The sequence below is a fragment of the Xanthomonas sp. LMC-A-07 genome (genome assembly GCF_030208825.1).
Lineage (GTDB): Bacteria > Pseudomonadota > Gammaproteobacteria > Xanthomonadales > Xanthomonadaceae > Xanthomonas > Xanthomonas campestris.
In genome coordinates this window covers 278,122-294,435 of the sequence record NZ_JARVTF010000020.1, presented here as the reverse complement: position 1 = coordinate 294,435, position 16,314 = coordinate 278,122, and the positions used below count along the sequence as shown (strand labels likewise).

General features: G+C 66.1%; 12 protein-coding genes and 1 pseudogene. 6 read left to right on the top strand and 7 right to left on the bottom strand.

All coding sequences use genetic code 11. The features are described 5' to 3' along the window. Positions 1 to 311 precede the first annotated feature (311 nt). A complete protein-coding gene (gene hpaM / locus QRM89_RS19835) occupies positions 312 to 1,361 on the top strand; it encodes a type III secretion-associated outer membrane-bound protein HpaM (protein ID WP_042598717.1) in 1,050 nt (349 codons plus the stop codon). A gap of 202 nt (positions 1,362 to 1,563) precedes the next feature. Here hpaM and asnB read toward each other — a convergent pair whose 3' ends face one another. After that, complete coding sequence (gene asnB, locus QRM89_RS19830) at positions 1,564 to 3,258, bottom strand: asparagine synthase B (protein WP_285448777.1); 1,695 nt, start codon at positions 3,256 to 3,258, stop codon at positions 1,564 to 1,566. Between the two features lie 369 nt (positions 3,259 to 3,627). On the opposite strand from asnB, the gene QRM89_RS19825 reads away from it, so the two are divergent. After that, positions 3,628 to 4,500 (top strand): tetratricopeptide repeat protein, encoded by an 873-nt coding sequence (locus tag QRM89_RS19825; RefSeq protein ID WP_285448831.1) that lies wholly within the window; start codon positions 3,628 to 3,630, stop codon positions 4,498 to 4,500. A 190-nt stretch (positions 4,501 to 4,690) separates the two neighbouring features. On the opposite strand, the gene dapE is transcribed toward QRM89_RS19825, so the two are convergent. The 6 genes from dapE to map all read right to left on the bottom strand — a co-directional run bounded on the left by dapE (position 4,691) and on the right by map (position 11,329). Then, positions 4,691 to 5,821 carry a succinyl-diaminopimelate desuccinylase gene (dapE, locus tag QRM89_RS19820; RefSeq protein ID WP_285448776.1) on the bottom strand — a complete coding sequence of 377 codons (1,131 nt, stop codon included), beginning with the start codon at positions 5,819 to 5,821 and terminating at the stop codon, positions 4,691 to 4,693. Between the two features lie 109 nt (positions 5,822 to 5,930). After that, entirely contained in the window at positions 5,931 to 6,287 is a 357-nt protein-coding gene (locus QRM89_RS19815; RefSeq protein WP_014507250.1) for an arsenate reductase, read from the bottom strand. Beyond that, positions 6,284 to 6,757, bottom strand: coding sequence for a hypothetical protein (locus QRM89_RS19810; protein WP_285448775.1), 474 nt, complete (start codon positions 6,755 to 6,757; stop codon positions 6,284 to 6,286). The genes QRM89_RS19815 and QRM89_RS19810 overlap by 4 nt, the downstream gene beginning before the upstream one ends. Then, positions 6,754 to 7,926: a 2,3,4,5-tetrahydropyridine-2,6-dicarboxylate N-succinyltransferase gene (gene dapD / locus QRM89_RS19805; RefSeq protein ID WP_285448774.1), complete on the bottom strand. Its 1,173-nt coding sequence runs from the start codon at positions 7,924 to 7,926 to the stop codon at positions 6,754 to 6,756. Before dapD ends, QRM89_RS19810 begins: the two co-directional genes overlap by 4 nt. 20 nt (positions 7,927 to 7,946) lie before the next feature. Next, positions 7,947 to 10,556, bottom strand: coding sequence for a [protein-PII] uridylyltransferase (locus QRM89_RS19800; RefSeq protein WP_115576777.1), 2,610 nt, complete (start codon positions 10,554 to 10,556; stop codon positions 7,947 to 7,949). After that, positions 10,553 to 11,329 (bottom strand): type I methionyl aminopeptidase, encoded by a 777-nt coding sequence (gene map, locus QRM89_RS19795; RefSeq protein ID WP_011036574.1) that lies wholly within the window; start codon positions 11,327 to 11,329, stop codon positions 10,553 to 10,555. Before map ends, QRM89_RS19800 begins: the two co-directional genes overlap by 4 nt. 270 nt (positions 11,330 to 11,599) lie before the next feature. Between map and QRM89_RS19790 the strand changes: the two genes are divergently transcribed. The 4 genes and pseudogenes from QRM89_RS19790 (at position 11,600) to QRM89_RS19775 (ending at position 16,299) form a co-directional block, all read left to right on the top strand. Next, complete coding sequence (locus QRM89_RS19790; protein WP_029216855.1) at positions 11,600 to 12,151, top strand: spore coat U domain-containing protein; 552 nt, start codon at positions 11,600 to 11,602, stop codon at positions 12,149 to 12,151. 98 nt (positions 12,152 to 12,249) lie between these two features. Continuing rightward, a pseudogene (locus QRM89_RS19785) lies at positions 12,250 to 12,903 on the top strand (molecular chaperone); the annotation flags it as partial. A 16-nt stretch (positions 12,904 to 12,919) separates the two neighbouring features. Further along, positions 12,920 to 15,268, top strand: coding sequence for a fimbria/pilus outer membrane usher protein (locus tag QRM89_RS19780; protein ID WP_115576776.1), 2,349 nt, complete (start codon positions 12,920 to 12,922; stop codon positions 15,266 to 15,268). Next, positions 15,265 to 16,299: a spore coat U domain-containing protein gene (locus QRM89_RS19775; protein WP_285448772.1), complete on the top strand. Its 1,035-nt coding sequence runs from the start codon at positions 15,265 to 15,267 to the stop codon at positions 16,297 to 16,299. The genes QRM89_RS19780 and QRM89_RS19775 overlap by 4 nt, the downstream gene beginning before the upstream one ends. Positions 16,300 to 16,314: the final 15 nt, after the last annotated feature.

The window sequence follows — 16,314 nt, the reverse complement described above, 5'->3', positions numbered from 1 at the left end:
CGGCGCCGCGCAGCAGCGCGCTAGGATCAACATCGCAGATGCGCTGCATCGCACAGCGCTGCAAGCGCATCGCTGCGCTGCGCTGCGTGATGATCAATCGCGACCCTGCCACATCACAGCGCCAACAGTGCAGCACTAGAGTGCGCATCCGCGCACAGTTGGCACCGCCACGTTGACCGCCATGAACCTGCGCCGACCATGCGGGCCGATGTCGGCTGGAACTTAACGCCTGGTGCGACACACTAGAGGCCGTCGCGATTGGACGCTGCATCGCACCCATCGCCCCCCTCCCCTCACTGACCGGAATCCGCATGCCTCTGCTTGCCCGCTCCGTTTCCGCCCTGTTGCCCCTGGTCTTTGCGACCGCCTGCTCGGCTGCACCGCCAGCGCCTGCCGGCCCACCTGCGGCGCCTGTCGCCAGCTGCACCGCCAAGGTGCGGCCGGGCCAAGACCTGCAAAAAGCCATCGACAAGCTGCCGCAAAGCGATACGCCTGCCGTGCTGTGCCTGGAAAAAGGCGAGTTCCCGCTCAACGGGCTGGTATCGATCCACCGCGGCAACCTCACCGTGCGCGGTAAAGGCCCGGCCACCGTGCTGCGCATGGCCGATGGCGTGCAACAGCCGGTGCTGGTGGTTGGCGATTACGAGAACCAGCAGCCCACCGGCGTGATCCGCAACGTCAGCATTGAAGACATGCAGATCGTGGCCAGCACCGGCGACAAGGAATTCATGCCGGAGCGCCCGTACCTGAGCAACAGCGCGGTGGTGGTGCGTTCGGGCCAAGGCATTCGCCTGGCCGGTCTGCAGGTCAACAAGTGCCGTAGCGCGTGCCTGCTCAGCGAATACGACACGCGCGAGATCACCATCGAACGCAATGATGTCTCCGGCGCCATCTGGGACGGTGTGTCGTTCAATCGCACCGCCAAGGTGACGATGATGAATAACTACATCCACGACAACGTGGCTGCCGGCCTCACCACCGAGCATCTGGAAGACAGCGAGATTCGCGACAACCGCTTCGAGCGCAATGGCAGCCAGGGCATCTATCTGTCGGATGCGCGGCGCAACCGCTTCACCAACAATCAGTTCGATGGCAACAAGGTGGCGGGCATCTTCCTGGCCTGCGCCATCCGCTATCGCACGCCGGAAATCCTGTGCTGGGACAACAGCATGAGCCAGGACAACCTGTTCGAGAACAACCGCTTCGCCAGCAACCCGTTTACCTACACCATCGGCGTGGACCGTGCGGCCAACTGCAGCGCGGCCGACTTCAAGCCCAACGTGTGGCGCAACAACCAGGCCGATGTGGCCGGCGTGGATATCGAGCCGCAGCGCTACGGCTACTGCGTGCGCCACGAGTAAGCGCAGCGATCAAAACCGCTGCGCAGCCACCAGGCGGGCGCGGCCGGTGCTCGGAACCTGCATGTACACGTACGCTCTGGTTCCCCGCGCCGTCCGCACCTACTTGGCGATTGCTGACTACGTTTTCTGATCGGCCAGAAGCAACGCACTGGCATGGCCGGCGCCCTTGGGCTGCCGGCCATGCCGTAGCGCAGTCGTTTGATCAGGACGCCAACGCCTGCGCGTGCACGCCGGCAATCGCACGGCCCGACGGATCGGCCATCGCCGCAAAGCTCGCGTCCCAGGCAATGGCCGTCGGCGACGAACACGCGATGGATTTACCGCCCGGCACCGTCTCCGCAGCGGCCTGGCTGGGGAAGAACTGCTCGAACAGACTGCGGTAGAAATACGCTTCCTTGGTCTGCGGCGGGTTCACCGGGAAGCGCCGGTCGGCCGCCGCAAGTTCGCGATCGCTCACGTGCGCGGCGGCATGTGCCTTTAGGCCGTCGATCCAGCCATAGCCGACACCATCGCTGAATTGCTCCTTCTGCCGCCACAGGATCGATTCCGGCAGATAGCCGGCAAATGCCTCGCGCAAGATGCCCTTCTCGATGCGGGTGGCACCGGTGCTGGTCTTGTCGATCATCTTGAAGCGCGCGTCCATGCGCATCGCCACGTCCAGGAATTCGCGATCCAGGAACGGCACGCGCGGCTCCACGCCCCAGGCCATCATCGACTTGTTGGCGCGCAGGCAATCGTAGTTGTTGAGCGCATCGAGCTTGCGCACCAGTTCTTCGTGGAATTCCCGCGCATTGGGCGCCTTGTGGAAGTACAGGTAGCCGCCGAAGATCTCGTCGCTGCCTTCGCCGGACAGCACCATCTTGACGCCCATCGCCTTGATGCGCCGCGCCAGCAGGAACATCGGCGTAGACGCACGAATCGTGGTCACGTCATAGGTCTCGATGTGGCGGATCACTTCCGGCAACGCATCCAGGCCTTCTTCAAAGCTGTATTCGAAGCCGTGGTGCACGGTACCGAGCGCGGCGGCGGCCACCTCGGCGGCGGCCAGATCCGGCGAGCCGGTCAGGCCGATTGCGAAGGAATGCAGACGCGGCCACCAGGCTTCGGTGGTGTCGTTCTCTTCGATGCGATGCCGCGCGTAGCGCGCGGCCACCGCCGCCACCAACGACGAATCCAGGCCACCGGACAGCAGCACACCGTAGGGCACGTCGGTCATCAGCTGGCGATGCACCGCGCGCTCGAACGCCTCGCGCAGTTCCTGCAGCGGCACCTGCACATTTTCCACTTCGCTGTATTCGCGCCACGAGCGCTCGTAGTAGCGGCTCAATGCGCCAGTGGCGCTGTCGTACCAATGACCAGGCGGAAACTGCGCGGCATCGGCGCAATCGTCCACCAGCGACTTGAGTTCGGACGCCACGCGCAGGCGGCCTTCGCGGTCGTGGCCCCAGTACAACGGCACCACGCCAATCGGGTCGCGCGCGATGATCACCCGCCCCGCGGTCTTATCCCACAACGCGAAGGCGAAGATGCCATTGAGGCGGTTGAGATAGGAGGCCGGCGCATCTTCGCGGTACAGCGCGTTGATCACTTCGCAGTCCGAGCCGGTCTGAAAAGCGTACGGCTGCAATAGCTCGGACTTGAGTTCGCGATGGTTATAGATCTCGCCGTTGACTGCCAACGCCAGGCTGCCGTCCTCCGACAACAGCGGCTGCGAACCGCCCGCCGGGTCGACGATGGCCAGGCGCTCGTGCACTAGGATGGCACCGGCATCGACGTACACGCCGCTCCAGTCCGGCCCGCGATGGCGCTGCCGCTGCGAACATTCCAGGGCCTGCCGGCGCAGGGCCTGCAGGTCGTCGCCGGGTTGCAAGCCGAAGATACCGAAGATGGAACACATGGAGACACTCCTGGAAAAGTCGTGATGGGCGGCCGAAGGATCAACGCAGTGCAAGACGTCACCCATAAAAAAAACCCGCATCGGCCGATGCGGGTTTTCTGGAAACTGGGCGTGGGTGTTGGTACTTCGCCTAGTCGCAGACCCGCATCGGCCGCGCACGATTATTCGCGCGCAGATTGCTGCGGTGATTGGCGTTGGCGACGTTGGACTGAGACGATGTCATGGGCCGACCGTATCCCGCTTTCAGCGGCGACGCAACTGTTGCGATGGCAACCAAGCAGGGTCGGCAATCCCGGCATTCCAAGGCCGCCGCGCGATCGCGGACGCGTTGCGCGGATAATGTCGCCCCCGTCGTCGGAAGCCTCTGCAATGACCCCACGCATCGGACGCCTGGCGTTTGCGGCCCTTATCCCACTCGTGCTGCTGCAAGGGTGCAGCACGACGGCGCCGCGCACCGACCCTGCCAAACTGCGACAGCTGGAGCAGACGGCTGCCGATGGTAGTTTCGACAGCATCTGGGAGGTCGCCAGCCAACTGGAGAGCCGCAACGATCCGCGCGCCATCGGCTGGTATGAGTGTGCCGCCGCGACCACGCCGTGGACCTTCCGCAATGCCCTTGCCGAGCTGGCACTGGGCCGGATCTGGGCAAGCGGCACGCTTACGCATGCAGACAGCCCCTACATCGACCAGCGCGTGGCGTTGCGGGCATCGCCGCGCAAGGGCGAGCGCTGGTATCTGGCGGCGGCCATGCACGGCAGCCCGCATGCCATTCGCGAGCTCGCCAAATTCCACCGTGACCGCGGCGAAGCGGCCGCCGCGTTGCGCTGGGATTTGCGCGTCGCGATCTACGAGCGCGCCGCCTCCGGACCGTCAGGGCTTCCCGCCGCCATCGCGCCACGCGACGGCGACATCCATCCGCTGGTGCGCGACATCCAACGCCGTGCGCGTGGCGGTGACGCCGAGGCGCAGGTCGATCTTGGCGCGCTCTACGAAAAGGGAATGGGCGGCGTGAACAGGGATGGTGCCGAAGCGCTGCGCTGGTACCGACGCGCGGCCGACCAGGGCAATGTGTATGGAGAATACTTCTACGCCCTACTGCTGGGACGCGGCAGCAGTGGGGTCACGCGCGATGAGGAAACCGCGGCGATCTGGTTTGCCAAGGCGTCCGCACAGCGGTTCTACATCGCCGACGTATCGCATTGGCGCGAGGCGATCAAACCACCGTTCTGGACCTTCGACTAGGCACTCTCGCTGGTGTGTTCGTACGACCCGGCGACGCGGCGCGGTGTAACCGAGATGCTGCTGCAGCAACAAGTCCGCAGCGCACACGGTAGGACGCGCGTATCAGGATCACCCTGCCACGCATCGCTGCCGGCAGTGCTGAGCGTCGCACGGCGCGCGTCGGATGTCGGCCGGAAGCGTCTGCAACACCTCAGACCAGCAGACGCTCGACGAGCGTGCGGTACAGCGCCGGCAGCGCTTCCAGATCGGCCACGCGCACGTGCTCGTCCACCTGATGGATCGATGCATTGACCGGGCCCACTTCGATGCACTGCGCACCCAGCGGTGCGATGAAGCGCGCATCGGAGGTGCCGCCGCCGGTGCTTTCTTCCGGCGGTGCCCCGGCAAAGGCGCCGAGCACTTCGCGGGCCACGCGCCGCAGCGTGCCTTCGGGCGTGTAGAACGGCTCGCCGCTGCGATGCCAGGCCAGCGTGTAGGTCAGCGCATGCCGCTCCAGCAGCGCGACGATCTCGCGCTCGAGCGTCTCGGCATTCCAGTGCGGCGTGTAGCGCAGATTGAAGGCCACCTGCAGCTCGCCGGGAATCACGTTGTTGGCGCCAGTGCCGGCGTGGATATTGGAAATCTGCAGGCTCGTAGGCGGGAAGCTTTCGAAGCCATCGTCCCATTGCCGCGCGATCAATTCGGCCAGCGCAGGCGCCGCCAGGTGGATCGGATTGCGCGCCTTGTGCGGGTACGCCACGTGGCCTTGCACGCCTTTGACGATCAGGTTGCCGGACAGGCTGCCACGGCGGCCCACCCGCAGCAGATCGCCGAGCCGCTCGGTGGACGATGGCTCACCGGTGATGCACCAGTCGATCTGCTGGCCGCGCTCGGCAAACAGCTGGGCCACATGGCGCACGCCGTCGATGGCATCCCCTTCTTCGTCGCTGGTCAGCAGCACCGCCAGCGTGCCCGGATGCTCCGGATGGGCAGCCACAAACTGCTCGGCAGCCACCACGAACGCAGCCACGCTGCCTTTCATGTCGGCCGCACCGCGGCCGTACAACACGCCATCGCGCACCTGCGGGGCGAATGGGTCGCTGGTCCAATCGCTCGCCGGCCCAGGCGGCACCACGTCGGTGTGCCCCAGCAACACCAGCACGGGCGCGCCACTGCCGTGCGTGGCCCACAGGTTATCGACGGCGCCCAGCCGCAGGTGTTCGCACGCAAAGCCGGCAGCGCTCAAGCGGTCGGCGATGAGCGCCTGGCAGCCCGCATCGGCGGGCGTCACCGAGGCGCGTGCGATGAGGTCGCAGGTCAGTTGCAGGACGTCGCTGGTCATCAGGGTCTCTTGGCAAGGGACTGCATGCAGCGCATGCGTGAGGGGTGCAGCATGCGGCAACGCGCGCCACCGCGCGGGCCGCCAGGCGAAGCGATGTTGCCGCGCAGGTTCAGCCCACCGCGAAGCGCGCCTTGAAGCCGTTGTCGGAGAACCCCTGGCTCAGCGTGCCATCGTCGGTCAGCACCACCGGGCGACGGATCAATTGCGGGTACTCGCGAAGCAGCAGCTTCCACTCTGCCTCCGAGCCGGGCGTTTTCTTGTTGTCGGGCAACTGCCGCCAGGTGGTCGAGGACTTGTTGATCAAGGCATCGAATCCACCGGCTTTACCGGCCCATTCCAGCAAGGTGTCCGGTGCGGGCGTGTGCTCGCGGTAATCCACGAACGTGTAGGCAACACCAAAGCGATCCAGCCACTTGGTGGCCTTTTTGCAGGTATCGCAGTTCTTCAATCCATATAGCGTGGTCATGTCGTGCTCTCTTCAACTGTTTGGCGCGCGCCTGCACGCGCCAGCAGGGTGGTGGCCAACTCGGCGGGGTCTTGCCCGTGCGCAGGCAGGAACACCACCGGTGTGCGCTCACCGTGGAATTTCAATGCCAGCCGCGCCGGCGGCATCACCCAGGCGAGATCGACCGCACGCAACTGCGCAAGGTCCACACGCTGCGATTGTCCCTGCCGCACGATCTCCAGCGCATCGCCGTCGTCGCACACCTGCGCCCATCGCCCGCACAACACGAGGTACCGCACGGTCAGCCCCACCATCGCGACAGGCGCCAGCCAGCGCAACACATCCAATTGCTGCGGGACGCCGTCGCGCACTAGCGAGCCCGCCACGTAGGCCACAACCCAGCCCAGCCACAGGGCCGGGATGCCCCACCGGATCCAGCCACTGGCCGGACGCGACAGCAGGGTGCCTGCGTGTGCGTGTGCGGTACTCAATCGGCCAGACCGCGCAGCAATTCGTTGACGCTGGTCTTGCTGCGCGTGCGCGCATCCACCTGCTTGACGATCACCGCGCAATACAGCGAATGCGAGCCATCCTTGGACGGCAGCTGGCCGGACACCACCACGCTGTACGGCGGCACGTAGCCGTAGGAAATCTCGCCGGTCGCGCGGTTGTAGATGCGCGTGCTCTGGCTGATGAACACGCCCATGCCGATCACGCTGTGATGGCCGATCACCACGCCTTCCACCACTTCCGAACGCGCACCGATGAAGCAATGGTCTTCGATGATGGTCGGGCTGGCCTGCAGCGGCTCCAGCACGCCACCGATGCCGGCACCGCCGGACAGGTGGCAGTGTTTGCCGATCTGCGCGCACGAGCCCACCGTGGCCCAGGTATCGACCATGGTGCCTTCGCCGACATACGCGCCGATATTGGTGAAGCTGGGCATCAGCACCACGTCCTTGCCGAAATAGCTGCCGCGCCGTGCAACCGCACCGGGCACCACGCGCACACCAGCCTGGCGGAACTCGGCCTCGTGGAAGCCGGCAAAGCGCGATTCCACCTTGTCCCAGAACGGCGCCGGCTGCGCCTCGATCACGGCCATCTCGTTGACGCGGAAGTACAGCAGCACTGCCTTCTTCAACCACTCGTTGACGGTCCAGCCGCCCTGCCCGTCCGGCTCGGCAACACGGAACTCGCCGCTTTCCAGTCCATCGATGACACGATTGACGATTGCCCGCGTGGAGCCTTCGATCTCGTCGATGGTCAATGCCGCACGGCGTTCAAATGCGCTTTCGATACCGAACTTCAGTTCGTCACTGCTGACCTGCGCGGTGGGCTGCACGGCCTTCTTGGCGATCGGCAGCTTCTTGGCCGCCGCGGCCTTCTTGGCGGCCGGTGCAGCCACCACGGTGGTCGCCTTCTTGGCTACGCGCGGCACCTTGGCGGCCGTTTGCTTCGGCTGCGCTGGGGCGGCGGTGGCGTTACGGCGCGCGCTCTGCTTGGCGACGGCAGCAGTACTGTCGGCCGGCTTGGTTGCCGGCTTCTTGGGGGCTGCGGCCTTGGACGCGGCCGCGCGCTTGGGCGTTGCAGAAGAAGCGCGCTTGGCGGCTGCGCTGGCGGGAGTCGCGCGCGGCGTGCGCGCAGGCTTCTTGGTGCTCATGGGGGCTCTCCGGGAGGAACTCAGGTGGGATCGAGACAGGCGCACAGCGCATCGCGCAGCGCCTGCCGGGCAGCATCGGGCAACGGGCGATCGTGCTCGTCGGTGATCTGGAACTGGTCTTCGGCGCGCTCGCCGAAGGTGGCGATGCGGGCGTCGTGCACGCGCAGGTGCTGCATGCGCAACACGTGCGCCACGTCGGCCAGCAGGCCCGGGCGGTCAGGCGCCACCAGGCTGATGCGGGTGCGCCTGCCACCGGCACTTTCGCTGAATTCCACCCGCGGGGCGAAGCGGAAATGCCGCAACTGGCGCGGCACCGCGCGCCGTGACGGGCGCACTTTGAGCAAGTCGCCCGCCAGTACCTGGCGCAGGGCGGCGGCCAGGCGCTGCGGGTCGCCATCGGCGGAACTGTCCTGCGGCAGCACTTCGAACACGTCGAAGATCGCATCGTGTGGCGCGTCCAGCACGCGGGCGCGGTGGATGCCGTAGCCCTTGCGGTCCAGCGTGGCCACGATCGCCGAAAACAACCCATCGCGGTCGGGCGAATACACGAACACTTCCAGCGCGTCGTTGTCGGGCACCGCGCGGCGCGCCTTGACCAGCGTCTGGCCGATCTGCACCTCGATCAACGAGGCCGCTTGCCAGGCCAGTTGCTCGGGCCGGAAACGCAGGAAATTCTCGTCCGGCATGCCCGCAAACTGGCGATCGATGGTGGCATCGTCATGGCCTTGCGCCTGCATCAGCGTGCGCGCGGATTCGCGCGCTTCGCGCAGGCGTTCCTCACGCGGCGGCGGGTGTTCCAGACCTTCGCGCAAGGCGCGGCGTGCGGCGAAATACAGATCCGCCAGCAACCGATCCTTCCAGGCATTCCACAGTTTGGGGCTGGTGCCGGCGATGTCGGCACAGGTCAGCAGATACAGGTAATCCAGGCGCTCGCGCGTGCCCACCAACGTGGCAAAGCGGTGAATCACCTCCGGGTCGGAGATGTCCTGCTTCTGCGCGGTGACCGACATGCGCAGGTGCTGCTCCACCAGCCAGGTGACCAGCTCGGTATCGCCTTCGCTCAACCGATGCGACAGGCAGAACGCGCGCGCGTCCACCGCGCCGAGTTCGGAATGGTCGCCGCCGCGGCCCTTGGCAATGTCATGGAACAACCCCGCCAGCAACAACAGCTCCGGCTTGCGCAGGCGCGGCCAGACTTCATGGGTGATCGAAAAACGCTCGTCGGCGCGGGCGGCGGCAAACAGCGCGATGTTCCGCAGCACCATCAAGGTGTGCTGATCCACCGTGTAGACATGGAACAGGTCGAACTGCATGCGCCCGGACACACTGGCGAACGCGGGAATCCACTGGCCAAGCACGCCCAGCCGCGCCATGCGGTTGAGCGTTTCCACCGCACGCGGGCCGCGCAGCAGCGCCATGAACCGGTCGCGCGCGATGGCGTCGGCAACGTCGTACGCAGGGAGATCGCGCAACACTTCGGCCAGCGCGCGCGCAGTCAACGAATGCAGCCCACGCACCTCGCGGTGGGCCGCCCATTGCGCGAACAACGCAAACACCTGTAGCACATCGCCATCCGGCCAGGTGTCGGCATCGGCGGTGAGATAGCCACGGCGCAGGCTGAAACCGGCATCGAGTTGCACCGGCACCGCCTCGCCATCGAACTGTTCTTCGAAGCGCTGCAGCAGGCGGTCGCTGATCCGGCGAATCAACGCGGCGCTGCGATAAAAGCGCTGCATCATCTTTTCCACGCCCAGGCTTTCCGGGTCGTCGGCAAAGCCCAGCCGCTCGGCCAGGGTCTTCTGGTAATCGAAGCGCAGGCGTTCTTCAGGCCGGTTGGCGACCAGGTGCAAGCCGTAGCGCAAGCGCGCGAGTTCTTCGCGTTCGCGCCGCAATGCGGCTGCTTCGTCCATGCCGACATGGCCCAGCCCGACCAGCGCTTCCAGGTCCTTGACCCCAAACGCGCGCAAGGCCATCCAGCCCAGCGTTTGCAGGTCGCGCAGGCCGCCGGGGCCGTCCTTGATGTCCGGTTCCAGGTTGTCGGCGGTGTCGCCGAAGCGCTGATGCCGCGCGTGTAGTTCCTCGCGCTTGGCCTGGAAGAATGCGCGCGGCGGCCACACCTGCTGCGGCGCGATCGCTGCGGCCAGCGCCGCACGTGCCTGCGCATCGGCCACCAGCGGGCGCGATTCGATCAGTGCGGTGAGCACGGTCTGGTCGGCGGCCGCACTCGTGCATTGCGCCGGCGAGCGCACCGCATGACTGATCGGCAGGCCCACATCCCACAACAACGCAAACAAGCGCGCCAGCGCCTGTTCGTGGCGCTGTTGCGCAGTGGTCTCGCCCAGCACCAGCAGGTCCACATCCGAACGCGGAAACAGTTCACCGCGCCCGTAGCCACCCACTGCATGCAAGGACAGCCCGGCGTCGGCGGGGATACAGCGCGTCCACGCATTGCGCATCAATTGATCGACGGCGCGCGCGCGCAAGGCGAGCAGACGCTCGGTCGGCTCGCCCTGGTCGAAACGCTTGCATAGCCGCATGTCCGCATGCACCAGCAGCGGACGGGCCTCGGCGGCCCAGTCGGCGTCGCCGGCGACGCCCGGATCGGGTCGGTCCGCCGGCGTTGCGGTCATGCCGGCGCGGAGGCGTTGGGCGACAGCGTCAGCACATCCACGCCGTCTTCGGTCACCGCCACCATGTGTTCCCACTGCGCGGACAACTTGCGGTCCTTGGTCACCACGGTCCAGCCGTCCGGCAGGGTCTTATGGTGGTAAGTGCCTTCGTTGATCATCGGCTCGATGGTGAAGGTCATGCCCGGCTTGAGCACCAGGCCCTCGCCCGGCCGGCCGTAATGCATCACCTGCGGTTCGTCGTGATAGACCTTGCCGATCCCGTGGCCGCAGTAATCGCGCACCACGCTGAAGCGCTCGGCCTCGGCGAATTTCTGGATGGCATGCCCCACATCGCCCAGCGTCGCGCCCGGCTTGACCGCGCGGATGCCGCGCCACATCGCTTCGTAGGTGGTTTCCACCAGGCGCTTGGCCATCACCGACGGCGTGCCCACGTAATACATGCGGCTGGTATCGCCATGCCAGCCATCCTTGATGACGGTGACATCGATATTGACGATGTCGCCTTCCTTCAGGACCTTGGCCGCGCTCGGGATGCCGTGGCAAATCACGTTGTTGACCGAAGTGCACACGCTCTTGGGAAAGCCGCGGTAGCCGACATTGGCCGGGATGGTGCCCTGCACATTGACGATGTGGTCGTGGCAGATGCGGTCCAGCTCGGCAGTGGTCACGCCTGGTTTCACATGCGGGGCCACTACGTCGAGCACCTCGGCGGCCAGGCGGCCGGCGACGCGCATCAGTTCGATTTCTTCTTTGGTTTTCAGATTGACGCTCATGCGACGGATTATCGCCGATTCCGAGCGAATCTGAATGACTCCGCGCTTTGCACGGCACGCTCGCGCTCGCCGGCGGAAATCCGGCGCACTGGCCCCGGAACTGTGACGAAGGTCTTCACGCGTCAAAACTGCGTGAAACGGAGTCATCCGTAGGACATCCCATTTTTTGCTAAAGACCCAAAAAAAACAGCGGGATAGCTAACCGATTCATGGTTATCTTTGGCACGGGCGATGCATTACGAGGAGGGCGACGACTTGGTCGCGTCATCAATGACCTATTCGGTCAAGGAAATGTCCATGCGTAATGTCCGCCCTGTCTTACTCTCTCTCGGCCTGCTCTCGACCGTCGGCATCGCGACAGCAGCAGACACCACCACCTTCAACGTCAAGATCGCGGTCACCAAGGCCTGCACCATCACCGCGGCATCGGCCACGGACGTCGACTTCGGCTCGGTGCTCTCCACCTCTACCGCAAATGCCGATGCGAACGGCAGCGTCACCGCCCAGTGCACCGCATTGACGCCTTACAACATCGCCCTGAGCGCAGGTAGCAACGCCGGGACGGCCAACGATGTGACCACCCGCCGCATGAAGAACACCGATGCACTGGTCACCACCAACAACTTCGTCGCTTATCAGCTCTACCAGGACCTGGGCCGCAGCACAGTGTGGGGCAGCACCAGCGGCACCAATACGCTGAGCCGCACCGCCACCGGCATCAATCAGATCTACCCGGTGTACGGCCGCGTGACCAACCCGTCCGCCGGCAACCCAGCCACTGGTACCTACCAAGACACCATCACCGCCACGATCATCTATTGAGCCCACGCATGCCGCTATCGCTGCTTTCGCCACTGCGTCCGTTGTTGTTGCTGGGCCTGTCCGGCCTTTGCCTGGCTACCCAGTCGACCACGGTGCGCGCTGCCAGCCTGCAATTGGCGCCCACCTCGCTCACGCTGACCGCCCAGCAGAGCGCAGATGGATTGTGGCTGAGCAACAGCGGCAGCGCGCCGGTGCAGGTGCAGACCCGCGCCTACCGCTGGACCCAGCGCGAGGGCCAGGATCAGCTCGATCCCACCCAGGAACTGCTGATCAGCCCACCCATGCGCACGCTGGCCGCCGGCGAGCGTCAGTTGATCCGCGTGATCCGCGCCGGGCCGCCACCACGTGGTGAAGAGGTGTGCTACCGCATCATCGTCGACGAACTGCCCAGCGTCGACGCAGACCGCAACGGCATGCAGTTCGTGCTGCGTTACTCAGTGCCGATTTTTGTCCAGCCACCCGGCATCGCCGCGCCCACGCCGCGGCTGGACACGCAACTGGTAGCCGGCAGCGACGGCAACGCGCAGATCCAGATCCGCAACACCGGCAACGGCCATGCACAGGTGGCCGATCTGCGACACCTGATCGATGGCAAGGCCAAGACGGAGTTGAACGGACTGGTGGGCTACGTCCTGCCCGGCCAGACCATGCGCTGGTCGCTCGGCGCGCCGCTGGCACAGTTTGGCCGCGGCGCCATCACCGCAAGGATCAATGGTGAGGCTGACGAACGCACCCTGCTGGCCGCGCCGTGATGTGGCGCGGCTGACGATGACGCTGCTTGCCGCCGCCATCGGTCTGCAGAACTCTGCAGCCGCCGATCTGGCAGATGTGGCGTCCCTGCCGGATCCTACACCGCAGACCGGTGTCTTGGCCGCGCAGACCTTGTATCTGGATGTCAGCGTCAACCAGGCCGATCGCGGCCTGGCACCGTTCGAGCTGGTGGATGGAAATTTGCGTGCGTCGGTGCAGACCTTGCGCAAACTCGGCTTCATCCTGGCCGATCAAGCGCCCGAGGCGCTGGTCGACCTGGACCGCATGCCGGACGTCGAAGTGCGTTACGACGCCGCCCTGCAGCGGCTGGCCTTGCAGGTCCCGCTGGCGCAACTGTCGCTGTCCACCACGGTGTTGAAGAGCGAGGAAGTCGCCCCGCCGAGCGCCACTGCCTCGCCGGGCGCGCTGCTCAACTACGACCTGTATGCCAACCGCAACGCGGGTGCCAGCAGTGTCTCGCTGGCCACCGAACTGCGCGGCTTCGGTCTGGGCCGGGGCATGGTCGAAAGCACGGCCGTGTTCCAGACCTACAGCCGCGCGCAAGACCGCGGCTGGCGGGGCGAAGCCGTACGCCTGGACAGCGCCTGGCAGATGGATTTCCCCGACACCGCCACCAGCCTGCGGGTGGGCGATTTCTATAGCGGTTTCGTCGATTGGAGCCGGTCGATCCGCCTGGGCGGCATCCAGATCGGCCGCAACTACGCCCTGCAGCCGTATCGCGTACTGACCCCGACGCCCAGCTTTCTTGGCGAAGCCGCAGTGCCGTCGACCGTGGAGCTGTACGTCGATGGCCTACGCCAATACAGCGGCCAGGTCCCGGCCGGCCCGTTCCAGCTCGCCGCACAGCCCGGCATCAGCGGCACCGGCCAGGCGCAGATCGTGGTGACAGATGCGTTCGGCCGCGTGCGCCGGCTGGATTTCGCGTTCTACGGCACCCCGCAGTTGCTGGCGCGCGGCATCTCCGAGTGGTCGGCTGGCATCGGCCACCTGCGTCGCGATTACGGTGTGCGCTCGTTTTCTTACGACAGCCGGCCGGTGGCCAGTGCCAGCCTGCGCAAGGGCGTGCGCGAGGATTTCACCATCGAGGCGCATGCCGAAGCTGGCGGCAGCCTGGTCAATGCCGGCGCCGGCGGCATCTGGCTGCTCGGTGTGGGCGGCGTGTTCAACGTGGCTTACGCGCACAGCCAGATGGGCGGCTTGCGCGGCGGCCAATACGTGCTGGGCTACGCCTGGAACAACCGCCGCTTCAATCTCAACTTCGCCACCCAGCGCACCCATGGCGACTATCGCGACCTGGGCGCCCTGCAGGGCAGCCTGCCGGCCAGCGTCAGCGACCGCGCAGTGTTCGGCGTCAACGTCAACCCGCTGGGCTCGCTCGGCACCAGCTACGTCCGGCTGAGCTATCCGCAGGGCGACACCTCGCGCTACGCCAGCGTGTTCTGGTCGCGCAGCTTCGGCCGCAACTGGGCCGCCAACCTGTCCGGCAACCAGAACCTGGATCTGCGGCGCGACCGCAGCCTGTATCTGTCGCTCTCCACCACCTTCGGCGGAATCCGCCAAGCCAGCGCTTCCATGCAGCGCAACGGCAACCGCACCGGCTTTGTGGCCGATGTCAGCCAACCGCTGCCGGGTGACGGCGACCTGGGCGGCGTGGGCTGGCGCCTGCAGGCGCGCGCCGGCGACGACGCCAGCGGCGGGCTGGCGGAACTGGGCTGGTTGAACCGCGTCGGTCGCTACAGCCTGGGCGCTGCCACGCAGGACGGCGACACCTTCGGCTATGCCAGCGCCAGCGGCAGCCTGGTCTGGATGAACGGGCGCGGTTTCGCCGCGCGTGACGTGCAGGATGCCTTCGCCGTGGTCTCCACCGACGGCCAGCCCGGCATCCCGGTGCGCCTGGAAAACCGCTTGATCGGCGTGACCGACGCCAAGGGCATGTTGCTGGTGACCCCGCTGCAGTCGTGGCAACGCAATCAGCTGTCGATCGATACGCTGGCATTGCCTGCCAACCTGCGTGTGGACCGGGTGGACACCACGGTGACCCCGCGCCAGCAATCCGGCGTGGCGGTGCGCTTCGGTATTACGCCCGTGCGCGCAGCCATGATCGTGCTGCATGACGCGCAAGGTGCGCCGTTGCCAGTGGGCAGCGTGGTGTGGCGCGAGGGCGATGCCGAACGCGTGGTGGTCGGGTACGACGGCGAAACGTATCTGGACAATCTGCAGCAGGAGAACCGCATCCTGGTCGACCTGCCCGACGGCCGCTGCAGCGCGCAGTTCACCTACCCGGTCAATCCCACCGACATCCCGCGCGTCGGCCCGCTGCCGTGCATCGCCGAGCCGGCGCCATGAGCCTGACAGGCCTTGGCCATTTGTTGTTCGCGCTGGCGATTGCCACGCTGTGGCTGGCCCCAAGCCAGCGCGCGCACGCGGACACAAACTGCACCGTCACGCTCGGCACGCCGCTGGCGTTTGGCAACGTGGCCGCCAACGGCACCACCGACGCGGTGGCAACGCTCAACGTGTCTTGTGCAACTGCCGCGCTCAGCGTCCTGGGCTATGCGCACGTGAGCCTGTGCCTGGATCTGGGCCCCGGCAGCGCCAGTGCCGGACTGTATGCGCCGCGCCGCATGCTCAACCCCACCAGCGACAGCCTGGATTTCCAGATCTACTCCGAGGCGACCCGTACCCAGGTCTGGGGGGCCACTGGCTCGACGACGCCCTCGCCGCGCGTACTGACACTTTCGTACGGGGTACCGCTGATCACCGGCGGCTCGCAGACCACGTCGGTCACGCTGTACGGCCGCATTCCAGCCAATCAGACCCTGTCGGTGGGCAACCACACCAGCACCTTCAGTGGCGCCGACACCGTGCTGCGGTATGCCTATACCGAAAGCATTATCGGCGTTCCGCCGGCGCCCAGCAGTTGCACGGCCGGCGGCAGCGGCGCCAAGACCGCCAGCAACGCCTTCCCGTTCACTGCCTCGGCCAACGTGCCGGCCCGCTGCAATACCTACGTCACCACCGACCTGGACTTCGGCACCATTGCCGGCAGCATTACCAGCGACATCGACCGCACCTCTACCGTCAGCCTGTCGTGCACCAACCGGACCGCCTGGAACATCGGCCTGGGCGACGGAGTGAATGCCAGCGGCAGCACCCGCCGAATGCGCCAGGCCAGCAGCAGCAACTACATCACCTACGAGCTCTACCGCGATGCGGCGCGCAGTAACCGCTGGGGCACCACCATCGGCACCGACACCCTGAATGGCACCGGCAACGGCGTCGCCCAGACGGTCACCGTCTATGGGCGTGCGCCGTCGCCACAGCTACCGGCCGCTGGCGCCTATACCGATACGGTGACCGTCTCGATCACTTACTGATGGTTAATTAAGTTC

Excerpts from the sequence above, each read along its gene's own strand:
- hpaM (WP_042598717.1), top strand. The coding sequence starts at position 312 with ATGCCTCTGCTTGCCCGCTCCGTTTCCGCCCTGTTGCCCCTGGTCTTT.
- asnB (WP_285448777.1), bottom strand. The coding sequence starts at position 3,258 with ATGTGTTCCATCTTCGGTATCTTCGGCTTGCAACCCGGCGACGACCTG.
- QRM89_RS19825 (WP_285448831.1), top strand. The coding sequence starts at position 3,628 with ATGACCCCACGCATCGGACGCCTGGCGTTTGCGGCCCTTATCCCACTC.
- dapE (WP_285448776.1), bottom strand. The coding sequence starts at position 5,821 with ATGACCAGCGACGTCCTGCAACTGACCTGCGACCTCATCGCACGCGCC.
- QRM89_RS19815 (WP_014507250.1), bottom strand. The coding sequence starts at position 6,287 with ATGACCACGCTATATGGATTGAAGAACTGCGATACCTGCAAAAAGGCC.
- dapD (WP_285448774.1), bottom strand. The coding sequence starts at position 7,926 with ATGAGCACCAAGAAGCCTGCGCGCACGCCGCGCGCGACTCCCGCCAGC.
- QRM89_RS19800 (WP_115576777.1), bottom strand. The coding sequence starts at position 10,556 with ATGACCGCAACGCCGGCGGACCGACCCGATCCGGGCGTCGCCGGCGAC.
- map (WP_011036574.1), bottom strand. The coding sequence starts at position 11,329 with ATGAGCGTCAATCTGAAAACCAAAGAAGAAATCGAACTGATGCGCGTC.
- QRM89_RS19790 (WP_029216855.1), top strand. The coding sequence starts at position 11,600 with ATGACCTATTCGGTCAAGGAAATGTCCATGCGTAATGTCCGCCCTGTC.
- QRM89_RS19780 (WP_115576776.1), top strand. The coding sequence starts at position 12,920 with ATGACGCTGCTTGCCGCCGCCATCGGTCTGCAGAACTCTGCAGCCGCC.
- QRM89_RS19775 (WP_285448772.1), top strand. The coding sequence starts at position 15,265 with ATGAGCCTGACAGGCCTTGGCCATTTGTTGTTCGCGCTGGCGATTGCC.